The sequence below is a fragment of the Nocardia sp. NPDC127606 genome, assembly GCF_042671725.1.
GTDB lineage: Bacteria > Actinomycetota > Actinomycetes > Mycobacteriales > Mycobacteriaceae > Nocardia.
Genome location: NZ_JBHXWQ010000009.1, coordinates 279,654 through 297,646 on the forward strand (window position 1 = coordinate 279,654; position 17,993 = coordinate 297,646).

Annotated in this window: 21 protein-coding genes; 12 read left to right on the top strand and 9 right to left on the bottom strand. The window is 64.7% G+C overall.

The features are described 5' to 3' along the window. Nucleotides 1-328: 328 nt before the first annotated feature. On the bottom strand, nucleotides 329-706 hold the full coding sequence (locus tag ACFVJ5_RS30930; RefSeq protein WP_379225576.1) for a hypothetical protein: 378 nt from the start codon (nucleotides 704-706) through the stop codon (nucleotides 329-331). After that, nucleotides 703-1,287 carry a TetR/AcrR family transcriptional regulator gene (locus ACFVJ5_RS30935; RefSeq protein WP_379225578.1) on the bottom strand — a complete coding sequence of 195 codons (585 nt, stop codon included), beginning with the start codon at nucleotides 1,285-1,287 and terminating at the stop codon, nucleotides 703-705. The genes ACFVJ5_RS30930 and ACFVJ5_RS30935 overlap by 4 nt, the downstream gene beginning before the upstream one ends. Nucleotides 1,288-1,663: 376 nt before the next feature. Between ACFVJ5_RS30935 and ACFVJ5_RS30940 the strand changes: the two genes are divergently transcribed. Continuing rightward, nucleotides 1,664-2,488, top strand: coding sequence for a type II CAAX prenyl endopeptidase Rce1 family protein (locus tag ACFVJ5_RS30940; protein WP_379225580.1), 825 nt, complete (start codon nucleotides 1,664-1,666; stop codon nucleotides 2,486-2,488). On the opposite strand, the gene ACFVJ5_RS30945 is transcribed toward ACFVJ5_RS30940, so the two are convergent. Beyond that, a complete protein-coding gene (locus ACFVJ5_RS30945) occupies nucleotides 2,439-3,143 on the bottom strand; it encodes a response regulator (RefSeq protein ID WP_379225582.1) in 705 nt (234 codons plus the stop codon). The two genes, ACFVJ5_RS30940 and ACFVJ5_RS30945, sit on opposite strands and share 50 nt — an antisense overlap. Beyond that, complete coding sequence (locus ACFVJ5_RS30950) at nucleotides 3,140-4,390, bottom strand: sensor histidine kinase (RefSeq protein WP_379225584.1); 1,251 nt, start codon at nucleotides 4,388-4,390, stop codon at nucleotides 3,140-3,142. The genes ACFVJ5_RS30945 and ACFVJ5_RS30950 overlap by 4 nt, the downstream gene beginning before the upstream one ends. A gap of 140 nt (nucleotides 4,391-4,530) precedes the next feature. On the opposite strand from ACFVJ5_RS30950, the gene ACFVJ5_RS30955 reads away from it, so the two are divergent. The 4 genes from ACFVJ5_RS30955 (at nucleotide 4,531) to ACFVJ5_RS30970 (ending at nucleotide 8,471) form a co-directional block, all read left to right on the top strand. After that, on the top strand, nucleotides 4,531-5,049 hold the full coding sequence (locus ACFVJ5_RS30955; protein WP_379225586.1) for a MarR family winged helix-turn-helix transcriptional regulator: 519 nt from the start codon (nucleotides 4,531-4,533) through the stop codon (nucleotides 5,047-5,049). A gap of 229 nt (nucleotides 5,050-5,278) precedes the next feature. Next, nucleotides 5,279-5,680: a hypothetical protein gene (locus ACFVJ5_RS30960; RefSeq protein WP_379225588.1), complete on the top strand. Its 402-nt coding sequence runs from the start codon at nucleotides 5,279-5,281 to the stop codon at nucleotides 5,678-5,680. A gap of 149 nt (nucleotides 5,681-5,829) precedes the next feature. Continuing rightward, nucleotides 5,830-6,684, top strand: coding sequence for an NmrA family NAD(P)-binding protein (locus ACFVJ5_RS30965; RefSeq protein WP_379225590.1), 855 nt, complete (start codon nucleotides 5,830-5,832; stop codon nucleotides 6,682-6,684). A gap of 386 nt (nucleotides 6,685-7,070) precedes the next feature. After that, complete coding sequence (locus ACFVJ5_RS30970) at nucleotides 7,071-8,471, top strand: cytochrome P450 (protein ID WP_379225591.1); 1,401 nt, start codon at nucleotides 7,071-7,073, stop codon at nucleotides 8,469-8,471. A 127-nt stretch (nucleotides 8,472-8,598) separates the two neighbouring features. Here the strand turns inward: ACFVJ5_RS30970 and ACFVJ5_RS30975 are convergent, their stop codons facing one another. The 3 genes from ACFVJ5_RS30975 to ACFVJ5_RS30985 all read right to left on the bottom strand — a co-directional run bounded on the left by ACFVJ5_RS30975 (nucleotide 8,599) and on the right by ACFVJ5_RS30985 (nucleotide 11,979). Next, the gene (locus ACFVJ5_RS30975; protein WP_379225593.1) at nucleotides 8,599-11,262 is read right to left on the bottom strand and encodes a LuxR C-terminal-related transcriptional regulator; all 2,664 of its coding nucleotides are present in this window, start codon (nucleotides 11,260-11,262) and stop codon (nucleotides 8,599-8,601) included. A gap of 2 nt (nucleotides 11,263-11,264) precedes the next feature. Continuing rightward, nucleotides 11,265-11,462: a hypothetical protein gene (locus tag ACFVJ5_RS30980; protein ID WP_379225595.1), complete on the bottom strand. Its 198-nt coding sequence runs from the start codon at nucleotides 11,460-11,462 to the stop codon at nucleotides 11,265-11,267. Between the two features lie 124 nt (nucleotides 11,463-11,586). Further along, nucleotides 11,587-11,979, bottom strand: a complete 393-nt coding sequence (locus ACFVJ5_RS30985; protein WP_379225597.1) for a hypothetical protein — start codon at nucleotides 11,977-11,979, stop codon at nucleotides 11,587-11,589. Between the two features lie 651 nt (nucleotides 11,980-12,630). Between ACFVJ5_RS30985 and ACFVJ5_RS30990 the strand changes: the two genes are divergently transcribed. Genes ACFVJ5_RS30990 through ACFVJ5_RS31000 form a run of 3 tightly spaced genes read left to right on the top strand, consistent with a single transcriptional unit; the run spans nucleotide 12,631 to nucleotide 14,516 of the window. Beyond that, nucleotides 12,631-12,888, top strand: coding sequence for a hypothetical protein (locus ACFVJ5_RS30990; protein ID WP_379225599.1), 258 nt, complete (start codon nucleotides 12,631-12,633; stop codon nucleotides 12,886-12,888). 18 nt (nucleotides 12,889-12,906) lie between these two features. Further along, nucleotides 12,907-14,118, top strand: coding sequence for a PucR family transcriptional regulator (locus ACFVJ5_RS30995; protein WP_379225600.1), 1,212 nt, complete (start codon nucleotides 12,907-12,909; stop codon nucleotides 14,116-14,118). Next, the gene (locus ACFVJ5_RS31000) at nucleotides 14,115-14,516 is read left to right on the top strand and encodes a transposase (RefSeq protein ID WP_379225602.1); all 402 of its coding nucleotides are present in this window, start codon (nucleotides 14,115-14,117) and stop codon (nucleotides 14,514-14,516) included. Before ACFVJ5_RS30995 ends, ACFVJ5_RS31000 begins: the two co-directional genes overlap by 4 nt. On the opposite strand, the gene ACFVJ5_RS31005 is transcribed toward ACFVJ5_RS31000, so the two are convergent. Beyond that, nucleotides 14,513-15,346, bottom strand: coding sequence for a hemopexin repeat-containing protein (locus ACFVJ5_RS31005; RefSeq protein WP_379225604.1), 834 nt, complete (start codon nucleotides 15,344-15,346; stop codon nucleotides 14,513-14,515). The genes ACFVJ5_RS31000 and ACFVJ5_RS31005 overlap by 4 nt on opposite strands. A 76-nt stretch (nucleotides 15,347-15,422) precedes the next feature. Next, complete coding sequence (locus ACFVJ5_RS31010) at nucleotides 15,423-16,073, bottom strand: hypothetical protein (protein ID WP_379225606.1); 651 nt, start codon at nucleotides 16,071-16,073, stop codon at nucleotides 15,423-15,425. Nucleotides 16,074-16,166: 93 nt separating this feature from the next. On the opposite strand from ACFVJ5_RS31010, the gene ACFVJ5_RS31015 reads away from it, so the two are divergent. The 4 genes from ACFVJ5_RS31015 (at nucleotide 16,167) to ACFVJ5_RS31030 (ending at nucleotide 17,960) form a co-directional block, all read left to right on the top strand. Further along, nucleotides 16,167-16,472 carry a transposase gene (locus tag ACFVJ5_RS31015; RefSeq protein ID WP_378925411.1) on the top strand — a complete coding sequence of 102 codons (306 nt, stop codon included), beginning with the start codon at nucleotides 16,167-16,169 and terminating at the stop codon, nucleotides 16,470-16,472. 2 nt (nucleotides 16,473-16,474) lie between these two features. Continuing rightward, a complete protein-coding gene (locus ACFVJ5_RS31020) occupies nucleotides 16,475-16,729 on the top strand; it encodes an IS3 family transposase (protein WP_379225608.1) in 255 nt (84 codons plus the stop codon). Then, nucleotides 16,729-17,361 (top strand): IS3 family transposase, encoded by a 633-nt coding sequence (locus ACFVJ5_RS31025; protein WP_379225610.1) that lies wholly within the window; start codon nucleotides 16,729-16,731, stop codon nucleotides 17,359-17,361. Before ACFVJ5_RS31020 ends, ACFVJ5_RS31025 begins: the two co-directional genes overlap by 1 nt. A 110-nt stretch (nucleotides 17,362-17,471) precedes the next feature. Then, nucleotides 17,472-17,960 (top strand): phosphotransferase family protein, encoded by a 489-nt coding sequence (locus ACFVJ5_RS31030; RefSeq protein WP_379225612.1) that lies wholly within the window; start codon nucleotides 17,472-17,474, stop codon nucleotides 17,958-17,960. Nucleotides 17,961-17,993: the final 33 nt, after the last annotated feature.

Here is a 17,993-nt window from a genome sequence, read left to right on the forward strand (position 1 = left end):
TTCGGCAGTAATCGGTTTCACGTGGCGAGACACCGGGCGTTACGCGGAACAGCAGATCGAGCTACCGTCCGACAACGATCTTGCGGCGCGCACAGAATTCTATCAGCGAGCCATTCCCCGTGTTGCACAGTCACACTCCGCGCACGAATGGGCAAATCATGTCGTGACGGCCTACCAGGAAGCGTTCGCTACAGGATTTCTCGGCTACGAATATCTCCACCCGGAGCCCCTGAGCATGGCAGATCCCGATGACTCGTTTACCAAATAAGCAGCCTGCATCCAACAAACGAGAGCTTGTACCCGAGGCGCCCCATGTATCGACCGAGGCCTACGAACCGCCGAGTCCGGCCAGAATTGCGACCGGTGCTAGTAGGAGCCACTGAGGCAGGCGCAACAAAGGCGCGCGGACAGGCACACGCACCGCGATCACAACGAAGACGACCGAGTAACCCGCATACCGAACGGCGGTCAGGACCGCGACCAGTTCGGACCCCGCTGGCTGCCACCACGCCACCACGAGCAGGGTCGACGCGGTCGCGACGAGGTCGACACTGACCATATGCCACACCGCGTGCAGGGTCCGCTTCGGAACATCGGCCATCGAGCTGGCCAGCAGCGGCCGCACCGGATCGACGTGCCCGGCGACGATGTGGATCGCCGACACCACCGTCGCGGTCAGGCCCGAGGCCAGCAGATACCCGTTCATCGCGGCCCGATCCCGGCGGTGATGATCCTGGCGAGCTGAGCGGCCAGCTCCGCTGTCACCGGCTCTCCGAGCACCCCCACATGGAAGAAGACCGCGCCGGCGACGGTGTCGAGGACGAGCTCGACCGCGACATCCTCCCCCACCTCACCGCGGGCCCGCGCGCGCTCGAAGATCTCGATCATCCGCAGCTTCGCCGGGGCGAGGAACGAATCACGCAGCACCGCCCGCAGCTTCGGATCAGCGGCGAAGTCGGCGAGCAGACCCGGCAACGCGGCCGCCGCGGCGGGCGCGCTGAGCTCGGCGATCAATGCCGCGACCAGCGCGGTCACATCGGCTTCCACCGTCCCCTGATCAGGTACCGGACCCATGTCGACGCGGGTGAACAGCGCTTCATATATCAGTTCGGGTTTTCCCGACCATCGGCGGTAGATCGCGTCCTTGCCGACACCCGCGCGCGCTGCGATCGCGGTGACCGAGGTCGCCGTGTAGCCGGTGTCGACCACAAGCTGTTCGGCGGCGTCGAGGATTGCGGTGTGGGTGCGGTGGTCGCGGGGGCGCCCGACTGGAGGTTGCGTACTCATACACTTACAATACGGGTCTACCCGTATTGTAAGTCAAGGGTAACGCCCTTCGAACAACGTTCTGGCTGGAGAAGTCGTGTACTCACTGCGTGGGCGATTTGGCCGATCTCCCCCGGAGTGCGGCATCGAGAACTCACCCAGGCGCAGCCATACGCCTACCCGGCGTGGCTGATTGGACACTCAGCCCCCCGTGGCCTCGTCAGCGAGGATGCCGCTTCGGACGCAACGATGCGTCCTGTGCCTCGCCTCGGGGTACTAGACCCGCGGTGTGAGGCTGGGTGCCGGCGGCACGTGAAGACCCCATCCGCGGTGGATGTTTCTCGATGCCTTGTCGATGAGGCTTAGTCGGTCGGTCTCTGGAAAGAAGGCTCCCAGCGTGTTCGAACATCTCTCCGATCGCACCTCGTCGATCGTCTTCACCGTCCTGGTCCTCGGGATTTCTCTGTGCACCGCCAACATCGCCGAGGGGCTCGTCCTGGCGATCTCGCCACTGCTCACGGTGCTGGTCATGCTGCTCGTCATCACTCGAGAGGGCTACACGCGCGAGGGATGGCGCCGCCTGGGCATGAGCGAAGCCGGACTCCGATTCTGGCCACTGGCACTGATCACCACAGCCGGGGTGTCGGCGCTTGCGTTCGCAGGCGCCGTCGTGGTCGGTGCCGCGGACTTCACTGCGCCGTCAGATGACTGGCTCCAAGCAACGCTCGTGCTGTGCATCACCGGCCCGATCCTCGCTTTCGCCGAAGAGCTCGGTTGGCGCGGATATCTGCAGCCGCGCCTGGCCTTTCTCGGCCAACGGTGGGCGATGCTCGTCGTGGGCGTCATCTGGATCGGCTGGCACCTGCCCTACATCCTGCTCACGCCCTACTATCACACCGAGGGCGAACGCCCCCTCGTGCTCGCCCTCTTCAGCGGTAGCGTGATCGCGTTCTCGTTCGTGTTCGGGTACCTCCGGCTGCTCTCGCGCAGTGTGTGGCCCGCCGTTCTCGCACACTTCGCGCACAACGCGACGTTCGCGATCCTCGCGACCTACGCGATCACCACCGATCGCCCCATCCTGGTCAACGAATACCTGGCCGGAGACACCGGCCTGTTCGTACTCCTCGGCACAGCGGTGTGCGCATTCGCCATCACGCTGCGTGCGACGACGGTCACTCGGCGCCGGTCGGAGCGCTCGCTCGAGCCGTCCGGGCGAGGATGACGGCCTGCACACGGTCGCGCAGGCCGAGCTTGCGCAGTACGGAGCCGAGATGGGTCTTCACCGTCGACTCGGCTACGTGCAGTCGCACGGCGATCTCGGAGTTGGTCAGGCCGAGACCGACCGCGGCGAGGATCTCGCGTTCGCGGGCGGTCAGGGCATCCAAGCTCGTATCGCTGGGTGGAGGTCCCGCAGATTCGGGGTGTGGTGCATGCGCGGTGAGAACGAACGAATCGACCAGTCGCCGCATCAGTTTCGGTGAGATCGGCGCCTCGCCGGCAGCGGCCGCGCGGATGGCGGCAACAAGCTCCAGCGCGCCGGCGTCCTTCACCAGAAATCCCGATGCTCCCGCTCGAAGGGCCTCGACCAGCAAGTCGTCGGAATCGAAGGTGGTCAGCATCACCACGCGTGGTGGGTCGGGCTCGGCGACTAGCCTGCGTGTCGCCTCGATGCCGTCGATTCCGGGCATGTTGATGTCCATGAGGACGACGTCGCAGCGGTTCTCGGGTCGACGGAGCTGTTCAAGCGCGCAGTCGCCGGTGCCCGCGCCGCCGATGACAATCATGCCGGTCGTCGCCTCGATGATCATCGCGAACCCGGTGCGCACGAGTTCCTGGTCATCGACGAGGAACACTCGGATACCTTCGGCCTCGCTCATGCTGTGCTCCGTTCGCCGACCGCAACGTCCAGCGGAATCTCCACCGTGACCTCGAATCCTCGCATCGGGCGGCGTTCGGCACGAAACTCACCGCCGAGCTCGTGAACCCGCTCTCGCATGCCGACGAGTCCATGGCCGCGGCCAGGCCGAGAACCCCTGGCGGGTGCGCCGTGCCGACCCGGGCCGTCGTCGTCGATTCGCACATAGACGGCATGCGGTGTGCACTCGACAGCGACCCGGGCGCCCACCGGGGAGCCCGCGTGTTTGAGGACGTTCGTCAGCGATTCCTGAACTGCGCGCAGCACAACGAATCTCAGGCGGAACGGGAGGGCATCGAAGGTTGCGGGATGGTTGTCGAACTCGACCGACACGCCCGCAGCACGAACGGAGTCGACCAGGCGCCGCAGCTCCGTGTGCGTCGCCTGGCCGTCGTTCGAGGCACCGAATTCGGCGTCGCCATCGCGGGTGTCCACATCACGGAGCACGTCGACGACGACGCGCACCTCGGCCAGCGCCGACCTCGCCGTCTCGCCGATGACGCTCAGGACCTCGCGAGCATCCGTGCGATGCCACGCGTCAGCGTGCTCGGCGGCGTAGGCGGCGCCGTCCGCTTGAACGATGACAACAGTGAGTGAATGCGCGACGATGTCGTGGATTTCCCTGGCCGCGGACACCCGCTCACGTTGCGCGACAAATCGTTCGAGGCGGCGCCTGCCTTCCTCGAGCTGATTGACGGCGCAGCCGAGCTGGCGCAGATTCTCCTCCCGTCCGCGCACAAGATTCCCGATGACCCACACCAGCGTAGCCAGCACCGCGAGTACCACTGCCGCCAACAGCGAGTGCTTCACATAGGCAGGCGGGGTGCTCCATCTGAACCCAGCGAGCAGGCTGCCCACGAGTGCGGCCACCAGCGTGCACAATCGCACGCCGAGCGTGCCGACGTTCGCGGCGACGGTGTAGACGACGACCGCTTGGGCGACGTTGCCCGGCAGCGGGATCGGGATGACGATGAGCTGAACGGCCGACATCGCCAGGCTCCACGCCAAGACCCCGATCGGGTACCGGCGGCGCACAGCGAGCGGAATGATCGTGAGGGTAGCGACAACCAGACCAGGCCAACCGGCGATGAACGCGCTCGCCGAACCGAGCAATACCAGCAGTACACCGGCGAAGATCGAATCCAGCAGCAGTGCGTGGTCGCGGCCCCAGCGATAGATGGTGACGGCCAGGGCGTCAGGTCGCTTCACAAGGACTCCCCTCGACCTGCTCCTGAATCCGAGTGACCGCAGCGTACAGACAGACCGTCTTTGTCGTCGCTCGCAATGCTCGGGTGTGGCGGACGAAGGCGTCAATTGACCAAGCTTTAGTTAGGTGCCATATTACTTGCATGGCAACCGACGATACCGACCACGAGTCGCCTACGCTGGATCAGGCTCGGCGACAGCTGAAGAACTACAGCCTCGCGGTCGACCCGCAGGCGGTGCTCGTTGCCGTGCGGCTGATCTCGGCGGGCGCACGTCTCGGTCGGGCCACCGAGGAGCACTTCGCCAGGTTCGGGCTGTCGACCGGGCGATACCGGCTTCTCGCGGACCTCGAGGATCACAACGGAGAGAAGTCACCCTCGCACCTGGCGGCCGACCTGGGCGTTTCACGCGCCACGGTGACCGGCCTGGTCGACGGACTGGAGCGAGAGGGCCTGGTAGCCCGACGTCCGTCCAGGGATGACGGTCGAGCAGCCGTGGTGGTTCTTACCGCTCGCGGTGCGCAACGGTTGCGCGACATGGCGCCCGAGCATTTCACCCGCCTTCAGAACATGGTGGGTAGCCTCACCGTTGAGGAGCGCGCGGTGTTTCTGGACCTGCTCTCGCGGGTCGTTCGCGGCATCGACGCCCTGACTGCAGAGTAGGCCGCCGGGGACGCGAGCCCCGCAGCTCACGCGAGAACCGACCTACGGCCCAATGTGCCTACCCCTCCACCGAATGCTGACTTGCACTCATATAGTTAGCCACCTAATCACTTCCGTGGTTGGGCTCCCGGCGATATCTTGCCGGCCGCCTGCGAAATCGAACAGAGGCCCCGTGTCCCGTGGAACAGACACCACCGCCAGCCCTCGAGCCTTCACGCTGTGGCGTGAAGTGCTGATCGCCTACATGGCCCCGGCACTGACGGCCGGTGCCATGGGTGCCGCCGCGGGGCGGGTCGATCTGATCGTCGCGGCCTGCACGTCCATCGCCGGCACTTCGGCCGCGGTGGCGCTGCTGATCGGGGCCTTGCTCCAACCCCTCAATGGCCCGCGCCCATGGACCATTGCCCTGCCGCGCGCCGTCCTGGTTGCTGCGCTGGCCCTGGGCGCGGGCACGGTCGCCGGCCTCGTCGCATGGCTGGCCTGCCGGTGGTTGCCGGCCCATACCAACCTGCCCGACATCGTATGGCTGACCCGGCTTCAGCTCGATCTGCCGATATCAGCGGCCTTGGCCGCCGGCATCGTGAGCTGGCGTTGGCACGGGGCCCAGCAAACACGGCCACTGCAGCCCTAGTCCGCACCGGGCCACTCCCGCCGTTACCCCTACACCACTCCCCCGCCCCAGCCGCACGGGAACAAAACCAGAGATACGCGCACACGTATCGCCACAGTCACCCGCAGTTGCTGCGGGGAAACACCGAAAGGCACACGATGATCGTCGTCATGGGAGCATCCGGAACCACCGGCGCAGCTTTGCTGGGCACCCTCGTCGCGGCGGGAGTGCCCAGCAGAGCACTGACACGCAACCCCGACCGGCTGCGCACCCAACTCGGCGCCACCGCCGACGGGCTCATCGAGGTCGTGAGAGCCGACGCTGCGCAGGTGGCCTCGCTGCGTGCCGCGTTCACTGGCGCCCGACAACTCTTCCTCGCCATGGCCAACAGCCCTGACCAGGTCGAGCTCGAAATGCGAGTCCTGCACGCGGCCGCCGAGAGCGGCATCGAGCACGTCGTCAAGATCTCCGCACCCGCCACTGACGCGGATTCACCGGTCGCGATTTCGCGCGGCCACTACACCGTCGAGCAACACCTGCGCACGTCCGGGCTCACCCACACCGTGCTCCGCCCTTACGCGTTCATGCAGAACCTGCTGCACCTGGCTCCGGGTGTCGCCAAGCAAAGCGTCATCCTGGGTGCGATGGGTGGGGCCTCCTGCAATTGGGTCGACGGCCGCGACGTCGCCGACGTCGCGGCCGCAGTGCTCATGCACTCCGACCTCGCCGGCGGCACCTACGCCCTCACCGGGAGCGAGGCCCTCGGCTACGGTGAACTCGCCCGAATCCTGACCCGTCTGCTCGGGCGCCCGGTCCGCTACCTGGACCTGACCCCACAGCAACTGCGCGACAACCTCATCCAACATGCGCATATGCCCGTCTGGCTCGCCGAACACATTGTCGAGATCCACCAACTGGCCGTGTATCGCCCGGAATTGCCCACCAATACCGTCGCCCAAATCCTGGGACGTGAGCCCCGGACCCTAAACGCATTCCTGCACGAACACCTGAACCACTTCCGCTGATCGGCGGCGCGAGAGGAACCCACTCGAACGTGGTCCTCGACGAGGATGCCTGCACAACCACCGAGGAGCGCGCCGACTGCCTCGAACTCCGCTGATTCGGGGCACTCGAGATTTGGCATTCGGCAACGGCCCAGGCTCGAACACGTCCTGGTCCCCACACCTGGACCCCTGACCACGGTGCAGCCATCGCACTACCCGCCGCTCCGCCCGGAGCAATCAGAAAGGGACAACGTGCAACCCACCGCCACCCGGCTTACCCGAGGCCTCACTCTCTGCCCGAACCAGGTCGACGGTACTTCCACCCTCTCCAGATGGGGTAGCGAACTACTCGCGCTGTTGTTGTCGGGGCGGGTGAGGATCGAAGGAACCGAGCTGAGGAGTCGTCGATGAGCACAGGCATGACGCAATTGAGGCAGCCGGTGACCGCGTCGGGCGGGTGGTTGCTCGGCTCCACCCGGGAGTTTCTTCGCGATCCACTCGGGTTGGGCACGCGCGGCTTCGATGAGTGCGGTGAGGTGGTGCGCTATGTCTTCGGACTGCCCGGGATGCGACGCGAATATTTCATCATCAGCGATCCCGAAGGCGCCGCCCAAGTATTACTCGCTCCTCATGACCGCAATTTCCGCAAAGACAGCGGGTTCTATCAACCGATGCGTGACCTGTACGGAAACGGGCTGGTCACCAGCCAAGACGAGACCTGGCGCCGCCAACGGCGGTTCATCCAACCGCTGTTCACCGCCCGCAGCGTCGATAGTTATGCCTCGGCCATGGCCGAAGAAGTCGACCACCTGACATCGCAATGGCGGGCACGCCCAGACGGGGTGCTCGATGTAGGTTCGGAAATGACTCGGCTCACTTTATCCATCGTGGCGCGGGTGCTCTTCGGCGAGGACTCCGCGCGATTGGTGCCGATCGTAGGATCCACCTTCCCCGTCCTGGGCCGCGCGGCGCGGTGGCGGGGCATCTCACCCGCGCCGATTCCCCTGAACTGGCCATCGCCGGCGAACCGGCGCATCGCCCGCGCGCAGGAACACATCCACGCCGCATGCGAGCAGATCATCGCCCATCGGCGGGCCGCGGCAGAGCCCGGTTCGGACCTGATCGGCCGGTTGGTGGCCGCCCGCGACGGCGATGACGCCCTGTCCGACAACGAAATTCGCGATCAGGTGAAGATCTTCCTGTTCGCCGGTCACGACACCACCGCGACCGCGCTGACCTTTGCACTACGACTGCTCGGCAGTGCGCCCGATGCCCAAGCCCGGGTGCGCGAGGAAGCCGACCGGATCTTGACAAGCCCGACGCCCACCGCCGCCGACGTCCACGCCTTGACCTACACGGCGATGGTGCTCAAGGAAACCACCCGGCTCTATCCCTCGGCACCGTATCTGTCGCGCAGAGCGGTGCAGGACGCTGACGTGTGCGGCTTTCACATCCCCGCCGGCGCCGACATCACGATCGCACCGTGGGTCATCCACCACCGTGCAGACCTTTGGCCCGATCCCTACCGGTTCGACCCGGGCCGATTCGACGCCGACCACGACGGTCAACGGCACAAGTTCGCTTGGTTCCCCTTCGGGCACGGACCGCGAGGATGCATCGGACAACGCTTCGCCATGCTCGAAGCCGCCTTGACGCTGGCCTTGCTGGTTCGTGAGTTCGAATTCGAAACCCCGCCCGGCGATATCGCAATGACCACCGACGTGGTCCTGCACCCGATCGGCGAGGTCCCCTGCCACGTCCGCCGCCGCACGCAGTCGACGACCACCGCCGGCATCGGAGTCGAGTAGTCGTCCGCAGTTGAATCGTTGCGCTGCAATGCCAACCGGACTAGCAGCAACCTCGACCGTCGCCCTTACCGTGCCTGCCCAGACTCGTCGGTCGATGCCTGAGTCGACGCGGGTCGAGGGGCTCTACTCAAGCTCTGTGAATTATCAGGGCGGCAAGCCCGTCACGACTGTTGATTCCGGTGCGTTGAGAAGCCCGGAACAGGTGGCCTTCCACTGTCCGTACGGAGGTGACGAGTTGTTCGGCGATCTGGCGGTTGGTCAAGCCTGCGGCGACCAGTGCGATCACTTCTCGCTGCCGCGGAGTAAGTGGGCTCGAGCACTGCAGGGCGCGCAGCGCGGGAGTAACGGCACCCGTCGCGGCTGCGAGTCGTTCCGCGAAAGCCGCCGCGGTCAATCCTTTCCCACGAAGCCCGTTGGCCCGCAGGATGTTCGCTGCTTGTGCTGCGGCGTCGGCGGCGGCGACGCGGTCCCCGAATTGCTCATATCGGCAGGCGGCTCGAGTCAGCCCCTCGGCGTCACCGGTTTCCAGAGAGATGGCGTGCAGGGCAGCGGCCTCGACACGTGGTCCCTCGACCATCGACGCGAGGTCGGACAGTCGTTGTGCTTGGTCGCGGTCTCCGAACTGAACCGCGGTTTGGCGGCACAGGACTTCGTAGGCGAAAAACCCTTGTGCGCAGGCCATCTCAGCACCTTCGACAGCGAGGGAGATGGCGCGGCTGGTGACTCCGGCCGCAGCACTGGCCCACGCTCGCGCCAGGAGGTGGACGTTGCGTGGGCGCAGCGCTTCAGCGGCCGGTCCCGGTGGTCTGTATTCGTTCAGTAACGCAGCCGCAGTCGCGCCGTCGCCGCTCATGGCCACTGCTATGAGCTGGTAGAGAAGAGCCGACGTTTTTGTCCAGGTGGATTCGCGGGGAAGACCTACAACCCGCGCTTCCTTGCAGTGACGTACTGCCGATGCCAGATCGCCAAGACTGGTCGCGACGAGTCCTTCGACGAATGCCCGATAGGAGTAGGCCAGCGGGAATTCCAGGGGCTCCTGGGTCAGTCGTCGGACCAGCTGTGCGGCCTCCGAGAGGTAGCCACCGGTGTAGAGCCCCAACAGGTGATAGCACCCATTGACCAGATGGAAGGTCGCAGTGTCACTGGACTGTTGACTCAACGCATAGACACGTTCGGAGGGTGCGGTCATCGCGCTGAAATTGCCCAGCATGGCGTTACCTGCGACGAGGGCAGTGACGGCGAACAGTTCGAAGCCTTCGACCATCCGGTCCTCTGATGCCAGTGCCGAGTGCGCGGCTTCCACGGCGAGCGCGGGTTTGGTCAAGAAGGCAGCCACATACGCCGATGCCGCATCGTATGTGCTCGTCAGTCCGACTGCGCGCGCATCGTCCTCGAGGACAGCGAGGGAATCGTCTTCGGGCAGCCCCGCCAGGGTGACCTTGATAGCGGCGGCGAAAATGGACAGGCGGACACGCACACGCCGCGTAGGTCCCAACTCCGCGAGCACGAGGGCCTCTTCGAGCGCTTCACGAAAACGCTGGGCATCGATGAGCCCACACACATGTGCGCGGTAGGCCTGAATGCCACCGCCGGCCTCGACAGCGTGTCGAGCGAGACGTTCCGCGGTGATCGGATCCGACAGTTGCAAAGCCGCGCGAGCGGCCTGAATCAGCAGGTCGGTGTCCGGTGCGGAATCAGACTCGCACATCAGCACCGCGCGGCGGACCAACGTGATCGGCCCACGGGAGTAGCTCTGGGCATCGAGCTCCCTTGCGACCTTGCCCCGCAGCGCCTGTAGCCGGGTCGGCAAGGTGCGCGCCCGGCGTACTTCCCCGAGCAGCGGGTGCGCCAGCCGTGCCACCGCTGGCGATGAGCGGGTGTCGACAGTGAAAAGACCCGCGTGGTGGGCCGCGTCCACTGCGTCCGGGTCACACACCACTGTCAGCACGTCGACTTCGAGGGGATCGGCGACCGACAGCACATCCACCACTGCCATGACCTCGGCTGGTTGGCGGGTGATGCCGGCGTCGATCAGTTCAGCCAGCGGTGCCGAGATCTCCGGGCGGCCCTCCCATACCCACACCCCGTCACGTGGGGTCAACCGGCCTGCAGCGCATTCGCCCTCGACCAGGTGCCGCAGGTGCAGCACGTTGCCGCGGGTGAAACGCCATAGTCCTGCAGCTGCTGAGGCTTCGATAGGCCCGTCCAGCACGCGAGTGAGCAATTCGGTGGTCTCGACCTGTGAGAGCGGCTGCAGGTCCAGCCGGGCGAGGAGTTGGTCCTTCCACAGCCCAGACACCACATCCGGTGGCACCTCGCCGCTGCGGATCGTCAGCAATACCTCAGCACGGTCACTGCGTACGATCTGGTGCAGTACCAGCGCGGATTGCTCGTCGAGTAGGTGCGCGTCGTCGATCACCAACAACACTGGTCCCCCACCCCCGCGATCAACCAGTGACGCGACCAGCGAACGAATGCGAAGCAGCGGATCAGCGACGCCGCTTTCGATTACCTCGGCGAAGACGCCTAACGGCACCGACTGCGCCGAGCGAGTGGCCACAAACCACCGACATTCACGGCGCTGGCTGCGCCAGCGGTCCAGGATCTCGGTCGCCAAACGGGTCTTGCCGACCCCTGCCGGGCCTGCCAGCACCACACCACGGGCCTCGGGAGCAGTCGTTTCCCGCAGCCAGCTCAGTTCCTCGGCCCGCCCGATCAGCGGCCACGCGGCAACCACCTGCTCAGCGTAGTCCTCGGCAACCGAGCCTGGTGCGAGGTTGCTCAGCCGCATAGTCATCGCCGGTGTCCTGTCCGGATCGCAGCGAGCTTAGCTTCGGCCATCTGCAGCACCGACTCCACCGAATCGACTTCCACGGCCAGTACCTGTGCGATCACCGCGTCGCTGATCCCGGCAGCGCGCAGGCGAAGCGCCTCAGCATAGGGAAACGGCAGGCGATCCATCGCCCACCGCTCCCGCTCGTCCTCGCCCATCACCACCACACCCTTTCTCAGCTTGGACTCGGAGGCTTCGCCGATTCGGCTCTGATCGGTAGCCGCCTGACGGACTCCCGGTGACCGAGCGGACGCACGTCGCCGTCCCGATCACAGAACACGGCTACCGCAGCGTGGGATCGCTGGCCAAGGTACTGCTGCCCGATCCGATCAGCACAGCGTCCAGCGCATCCAACGCGGGATTCGCCAGGCCTACTTCAGCTTGCCCGTGCAGCGGCACACCGGCGCAGATGACTTCGATCGCGGCCGTACCCGGGACGACCTGCCCGACGACCAAGCTCTGCTTGCCTCCGGGTAGAACATCGAACTGCCCACCCCATTTCTTGTTCACCCACACCAGGCAGGTCTGCGTGGCAACCTCGGTGGAGGTGACCGTGACCTTCACCCGTTCGCGGCCGCCGATCGGGTCCGGGGCCAAGGTCGCCGCCGATGCCGAACCCGGCCATACCGCTACCGCCGCAACCCCTGCCAGGCAAAGCGCCGCTGCGCGAATCATGTTGCGTACCATCACATACCTCCAAGCTCAGCAGTGCGGGATCAATGCCCTACGACTGCAATTGGTGCGGACCGAAACCAGCCCTGCAACCCAGTCTTGGCTTCACTGATGCGACTGGATGAAGTAGCGGCCTACCCCAATGAGGTAGCAGTCGAATCTCGCGTTCGCCTGGGGCTGGGCCGCGATGGGCTCTGCCTCAGGTGCTGCGCGCGGCGGATTCGGCAGACTCCGCGAACGCTAGTACCTCGAACTAGACAGCAACGGGCCGCGCCGCCATCGGAAGGCACTGATCGAACCCGCAGTGCGGTCGGTCACGGGCTGCCTTCGGATCATCCCAAGATCGCGTGGTGACGTCAGATTTCACCGATCGGGTTGGTGACATCCGATGCCGAACGACTGTCGGATTCACCGATAACGACGACAGATTTCGCTGGCACAAACCACTCGACTGACCGAACAGGCACCGCCAGGTGTCGTCCCAGCGTCCATGTCACGTTCCATCACCGTCTCCAGCAGCACCGAGGCAACCTGCATGTTCCGCAGTGGCGTCCGACGCGCGTCCAGTAGATTCCGACAAAAGTCGTTGGCGCTACGGACAGTGTTGTCTCGGACTCCTCGCCGGTCCGCAGCTATCGTCCTACTGTCGTGTCCGTGGCCACGAACTCGATCCGAGACGCCGAAGCAAGGCTTGCGATCCAGACCCGGGACCTCAATGCCCTGATCGATAACCGGCTGGCGATGATCGAGCCGTGCTCGACTCATGTCGAGACATTCGACGATGACGGCGTTTCGAGCAGCGTTGTTCTTGACTACTTTCGTGTGAAGTTGTCCAACGGCGACATCTACGACGACCTCACCGATCTCGAAGCGCTCGACTTGGCAAAGTGGTGGTGTAGCCTTCCTCCCTGAGCCGGCAGGGGAGGGCGAGTGACCGATATCGAGTTGGATCGGCTGACGATGGTGGTCGAAGCCCAGTTGCCCACATTGGCCGAAAACGCCTATCGCACTATCCTCGAACGTATTCCGATATATCGCACGGGCGAGTTCGTCTCGGCCGCAGATCTGCGGTGGTCCATCGAAGAGAATTTGCGGGCCCTCGTCCATGCCATCGGACACACCGGCACACCGATGGATCTGGCCGCCCCCGCAGAGACAGGACGTCGCCGGGCAACGCAAGGCGCGCCGTTGCCGGAGGTTCTTCAGGCCTACCGCATCAGTTTCTCTACGGTGTGGGAAGCATTCGTTGAGCAAGCCAGGCGGACGGAAGTCGCAGCCCTGCTTGGTGCCGCGAGCAGAATTTGGCAACTGACCGATGAGCACGCTGTTGCACTGACGGAGTCCTATCGGGCCACGACAGCGCAGTTGCTGTTGACTCAACACCAGCGCCGATCGGCACTGGTCGAGGCTTTGCTCACGGGGCATCCCAGCCCCGATGGCGGTCCGGCGGAGGCCGCGACACTGCTGGGCTTGCCACCGGACGCGGAGTTCGTCGTCGTCGCCGCCGACACTCGAGAACTGGCGGAAGAGAGTCTGCCCGGAATCGAGGGACGCCTCCTCGACTATGCGGTTGTCTCGGGGTGGCGGCTCGGCCCAGCACTACAGGCAGGAGTCGTAGCGCTGCGAGCAGACCAGCGCGAGGTCACGCTCGAAGTGCTTCGTCAGGTCGCCAGCGCCAGAGTTGGCGTCAGCCCGGAATACTCCTCGTTGGCTGAAACACCACGAGCGCTCGAGTTGGCCATGTCGGCATTGGCCACCATGCCGGTTGGACGAGTGGGTGTCGCGGTATTCGGTTCGCGGCCGCTGGAGGCGCTGCTCGCACGCGCACCCGAGGAACGTCGACGGTTGGTGAACCAGGTTCTCGGTCAGGTACTGCAGCTCCCCGTAGAAGACCGCAACGTCTTATTGGAAACGCTCAGCGCTTACCTCGACTACGGCGGATCCGCAGAGTCGGCCGCGGAAATCCTGCATTGCCACTCGAACACCGTCAGATACCGTCTGCGACGCCTCCAGGAGCTCACCGGCCGCTCCTTTTCCGATCCTCGGGACATCGCCGAATTGGCCGCGGCAGCGGCCTCGGTGCACATGAATCCACGTACCGCGATGCCAGGAAAGAACAGCCGGGGCACAATCCGGGGATGAATCTCCTCTTCCAAAGTCGCAGGGGGCACAGGCCTGATCCGGCCACCCAAGCGGGGTTGCGGGCCGACTGGCCGGGCGAGAAACTGTATCTGATCTGCGACAACTACTCGGTCCACAAGCGAGCCGAGGTCCGAGTGTGGTGCGCGGACAACGACGTCGAGTTGGTGTCCCTGCAGACGTATTCGTGTTGGCTGAACCGCATCGAGTGCGAGTTCGCCGCGCTGCGGTACTTCGCGCTGAACGGGACCGACCACCGCAGCCACGCCGAGAAGAACGTGGCGATCGGTGACTACATCCGCTGGCGTAACCAGCGCGCCGGAACCTATCCGCGACTTCGCTGTCGGCTAGAAGATCCGGCGGCCAAATTATCTACCCAACGTTGCTTGACGCGGCACTAGCCAACGCCGTTGGTCGATAAGAAACTCAGCGCGTACCGCTGGCCCTTCTCGATGCATTCGGCGTCGCTCTGTCGTCCGGCGATACATTTCTCGGCGCGCAGTGGCGCCGACTCGAAGTACGTCCCGCCGTCCATCGGTCTATCCACACGAGCACACAACCGCGTGTCGAATCGTTCGGGGGTGCACCGGACCGGATGCGGGTAACCGGCGACGTGCATCATCTCGTGGATCAGGGTCTGCGCGATCGCGTCGTCACCTTTGGGAAAGAGTACGTCGAAGTTGACGAAGATGCGGTTCCAGCCTTCGCAGGATGAGGCGTCGATGGATTCGGTTTCGATACCATGCCGAATGGGCCGGTGGTAAGCCTCGATGAGCGTCTCTCGCTCCTCCTCGTTCAGGTGGTTACAGCCTCGTATCTGCGAATAGGCGCGCCGGTGCTGTTCGAGAAGCCTTGCGCGTCGTGTTGTCGTGATCCGGTTGTCGAAAGTGAAGTTGCTGCCGATCTGCGACCATCGCTCCCGGAAATCCGCCGGCCATCCCCAGCCGGAGATGTTTCCCGGGTAGCCGGGATCCACGGTTCCCGGCCCGGTGGCTCCACGGGTGACGCGGATGTACTGGTTGCCGCAGAAGAAGTAGGTTTTGGTGCCGCTGCGGAACGCGGCGTCGATGCCGTTGCGGCCGAACGACTGTGGCCACTTCCAGGCCGAGATGTTCGATGGGCCGCCGTCGAGGGTGCCCGCCCCGGTGTCGCCGGGGCGGTGGACTCGGATGTACTGGTCCCCGGCGAAGAAGTAGATCCAGTCCCCGCTGCGGAGAGCGACCTTTGTCATGAAGTTGCCTCCCAAAATCTTTCCCGAATGGGTTCACTGACGTCACGACTCGTCGCGCTTCGCTGTCACCGAACGATCAACTCGGCCCTATTCCGGCGCCTTGATACGTCTCGTAGTACGGCGACTCCGCGAGGTTGCCCTGGGCGTCGTAACAGCGGATGTAGACATCGGTGCCGCGGGAGGTGGAGGGAACCCACCTCTCCAGCTTGCAGTAATTGCCGCTGAGCGCATACGCAGGAGCGGCACCTACCCACACCGAGTTCGGCCGCATACCAATCTCGCTGTGATGCATACGGTAGCGGCCCTTGCTGATTCGAAACGCTGTGTTCGTCCCCGGAGCATCGAATATCGAGCCGGTGTTGTAGGACCGTGACGGCGTGTACGAAGCAATTGGCGGTGATTGGTAGATGTTGGTGTTGGCGTGGGCACGAGCGCCCTGGTGGGACGTGCTGATCCGCGTCATGTATAGGTCGTAGTTGAGGATGAAGTCCGTGTCGGCGCGGGTTGATCCTGCCCAGCCGTGGACGAACACGATTAGCGTGCTCGGATCTGTCGAGGACGCGACGGGAGGGAAGGCGATGCAGTGCGTGGTGCCCGATCCCAGGGCCGTGACCTGTGCGATGCCCGGATTCCTAGTCCCGAGTCCCGGAATACTCACCGTGTACACACCGGTTTGCGTTCGCTTGATCGTCGGTAGCGGGTTGCCAGGAGTGGAGTTGGCGGACATCCAGCCCGGGCCTGTCGTTATTCGGCCGTTGAGGTTCCCCCGCTTTCTCGGAGGGCTCTGACTGTGGTCCGATAGGACCGGAAGGAGTCATTCGTGGCAGCACCGAAGAAGTACCCGGACGAGTTGAAGGCGCGGGCCGTGCGGCTGTATCGGGAGTCGGACCCGAAGCCGACAATCCGCAAGCTGGCAACGCAGCTCGGGGTGCATCACGAAGCGTTGCGGCTGTGGATCCGCCAAGCGGAGACTGATATCGGCGAGCGAGACGATCGCCCGACGACCGACATGCTGGCCGAGAACCGAGCGCTGAAGAAGCGGGTCGCGGAGCTGGAGCGAGTCAATGCCGTATTGCGCGACGCGAGTGCGTATTTCGCCTCGGAGCTCGGCCAGACCCGACGGTGATCGTGGCGTTCGTCAGCGAACATCCACAGCACCCGGTCGAGCTCGTATTACGGGTTCTGGGCATCGCGTCCTCGACGTATTACGGCTGGTTGCGGCAGGCACAGACGCCGTCGCGGCGCCAACTTGCCGACCAAGAGCTGCTGGCCGAGATCGTCGATATCCATACCAGCTCCGGCGGAACCTACGGGTCACCACGCGTCCACGCGATGCTGACCCGGCGCGGGTTCTCGGCGGACGCAAACGAGTCGAGCGACTGATGCGAGGGGCGGATTTGCAGGGCGCGTTCCTTCGTAAGAAGTGGCGACTGGGCTCGACCCGGCAGGATCGGCGTGCCACCCCGGCTCCGGACCTGGTGAATCGTGACTTCACTGCCGGCGAGCCGGACCGCTTGTGGGTTGCCGATGCCACCCGCATCGCCTGCGGCGAGGGCGTGTTCTGGCTGGCCGCGGTCCGGGACGCTTTCTCGAACCGGATCGTGGGCTGGAAATGTTCGGACCGTTGCGACACCGAGCTGGTGCTCGGCGCTCTCGAGTACGCGGTCTGGACGCGCGATGTTCGTGACGGGCAGCTGGTTCATCATTCCGACCGCGGGTCGACCTACACGGCGATCCGTTTCGCGAACCGGTTGGCCGACAATGGGATCGCGCAGTCCATGGGGTCGGTCGGTGACAGCTACGACAACGCTCTCATGGAGAATTTCTTCTCAACCTTGAAGACCGAGTTGGTGTATCGGAACAGTTGGCGGACAAGGGAAGACGCCGAGAACGCCCTATTCGCCTACATCGATGGCTGGTACAACACCCAGCGGATCCAGAAGAAGCTCGGCTGGCGATCACCCGACGAGTACGAAGCCATCTATCATCACCGGGTTCCTGCTGGAACCAGATAATCCGCTCTCCGGACTAGCGGGGGAACCTCAGGTTGACCTGGAACCTGTTTTGCGAGGGCGCGATGCCGCTACGGTGAGCCGACAATGCCGCCTCTGCGTTGGGAGCAACTTTGGCAAAGATTCCTGGGAAGACCGTACGTGATGCCGAAGTCCCACTGGGCGGAGGGCGAATCACCTTCGGCGTCGTCCGCATCGCAGACACGGTCCGACGACCCACGACCGCTTCTTCCGCGTTCGTCGCCGACCTGCTCAGACACCTTCAGCACCATCAGTTCGCAGGCGCGCCGCGATACCTCGGTTTAGACGATGTTGGCCGCGACACATTCAGCTACCTTCCTGGGCGGGTTCCGGCGAAGTTTCAGCGATGGACGGATATCCAGGTGGCCTCAGTCGGCGCTCTTCTGCGCTCGTTACACGACGCAACCCGCGACAGCAATCTCACCGCAGGCAGACCGGTGGTCTGCCATCACGATCCTGGTCCCAACAACACTGTCTTCCGAGACGCCCGACCGGTCGCCTTCATCGACTTCGACTACGCCGCCCCCGGCGACCCGCTCGAAGACCTCGGATATGGCTTGGACGTGGTGTGTCTCCTCTAAAACCGACGCGCCAACCGCCTCCAGCCAAGCAGC

Coding starts and splice junctions, on each gene's coding strand:
- ACFVJ5_RS30975 (WP_379225593.1), bottom strand. CDS start 11,262: ATGCGGCTGAGCAACCTCGCACCAGGCTCGGTTGCCGAGGACTACGCT.
- ACFVJ5_RS31000 (WP_379225602.1), top strand. CDS start 14,115: ATGAATCTCCTCTTCCAAAGTCGCAGGGGGCACAGGCCTGATCCGGCC.
- ACFVJ5_RS30930 (WP_379225576.1), bottom strand. CDS start 706: ATGAACGGGTATCTGCTGGCCTCGGGCCTGACCGCGACGGTGGTGTCG.
- ACFVJ5_RS30945 (WP_379225582.1), bottom strand. CDS start 3,143: ATGAGCGAGGCCGAAGGTATCCGAGTGTTCCTCGTCGATGACCAGGAA.
- ACFVJ5_RS31025 (WP_379225610.1), top strand. CDS start 16,729: ATGCGAGGGGCGGATTTGCAGGGCGCGTTCCTTCGTAAGAAGTGGCGA.
- ACFVJ5_RS30980 (WP_379225595.1), bottom strand. CDS start 11,462: ATGGGCGAGGACGAGCGGGAGCGGTGGGCGATGGATCGCCTGCCGTTT.
- ACFVJ5_RS30985 (WP_379225597.1), bottom strand. CDS start 11,979: ATGATTCGCGCAGCGGCGCTTTGCCTGGCAGGGGTTGCGGCGGTAGCG.
- ACFVJ5_RS30935 (WP_379225578.1), bottom strand. CDS start 1,287: ATGAGTACGCAACCTCCAGTCGGGCGCCCCCGCGACCACCGCACCCAC.
- ACFVJ5_RS31010 (WP_379225606.1), bottom strand. CDS start 16,073: ATGTCCGCCAACTCCACTCCTGGCAACCCGCTACCGACGATCAAGCGA.
- ACFVJ5_RS31005 (WP_379225604.1), bottom strand. CDS start 15,346: ATGACAAAGGTCGCTCTCCGCAGCGGGGACTGGATCTACTTCTTCGCC.
- ACFVJ5_RS30955 (WP_379225586.1), top strand. CDS start 4,531: ATGGCAACCGACGATACCGACCACGAGTCGCCTACGCTGGATCAGGCT.
- ACFVJ5_RS30965 (WP_379225590.1), top strand. CDS start 5,830: ATGGGAGCATCCGGAACCACCGGCGCAGCTTTGCTGGGCACCCTCGTC.
- ACFVJ5_RS30970 (WP_379225591.1), top strand. CDS start 7,071: ATGAGCACAGGCATGACGCAATTGAGGCAGCCGGTGACCGCGTCGGGC.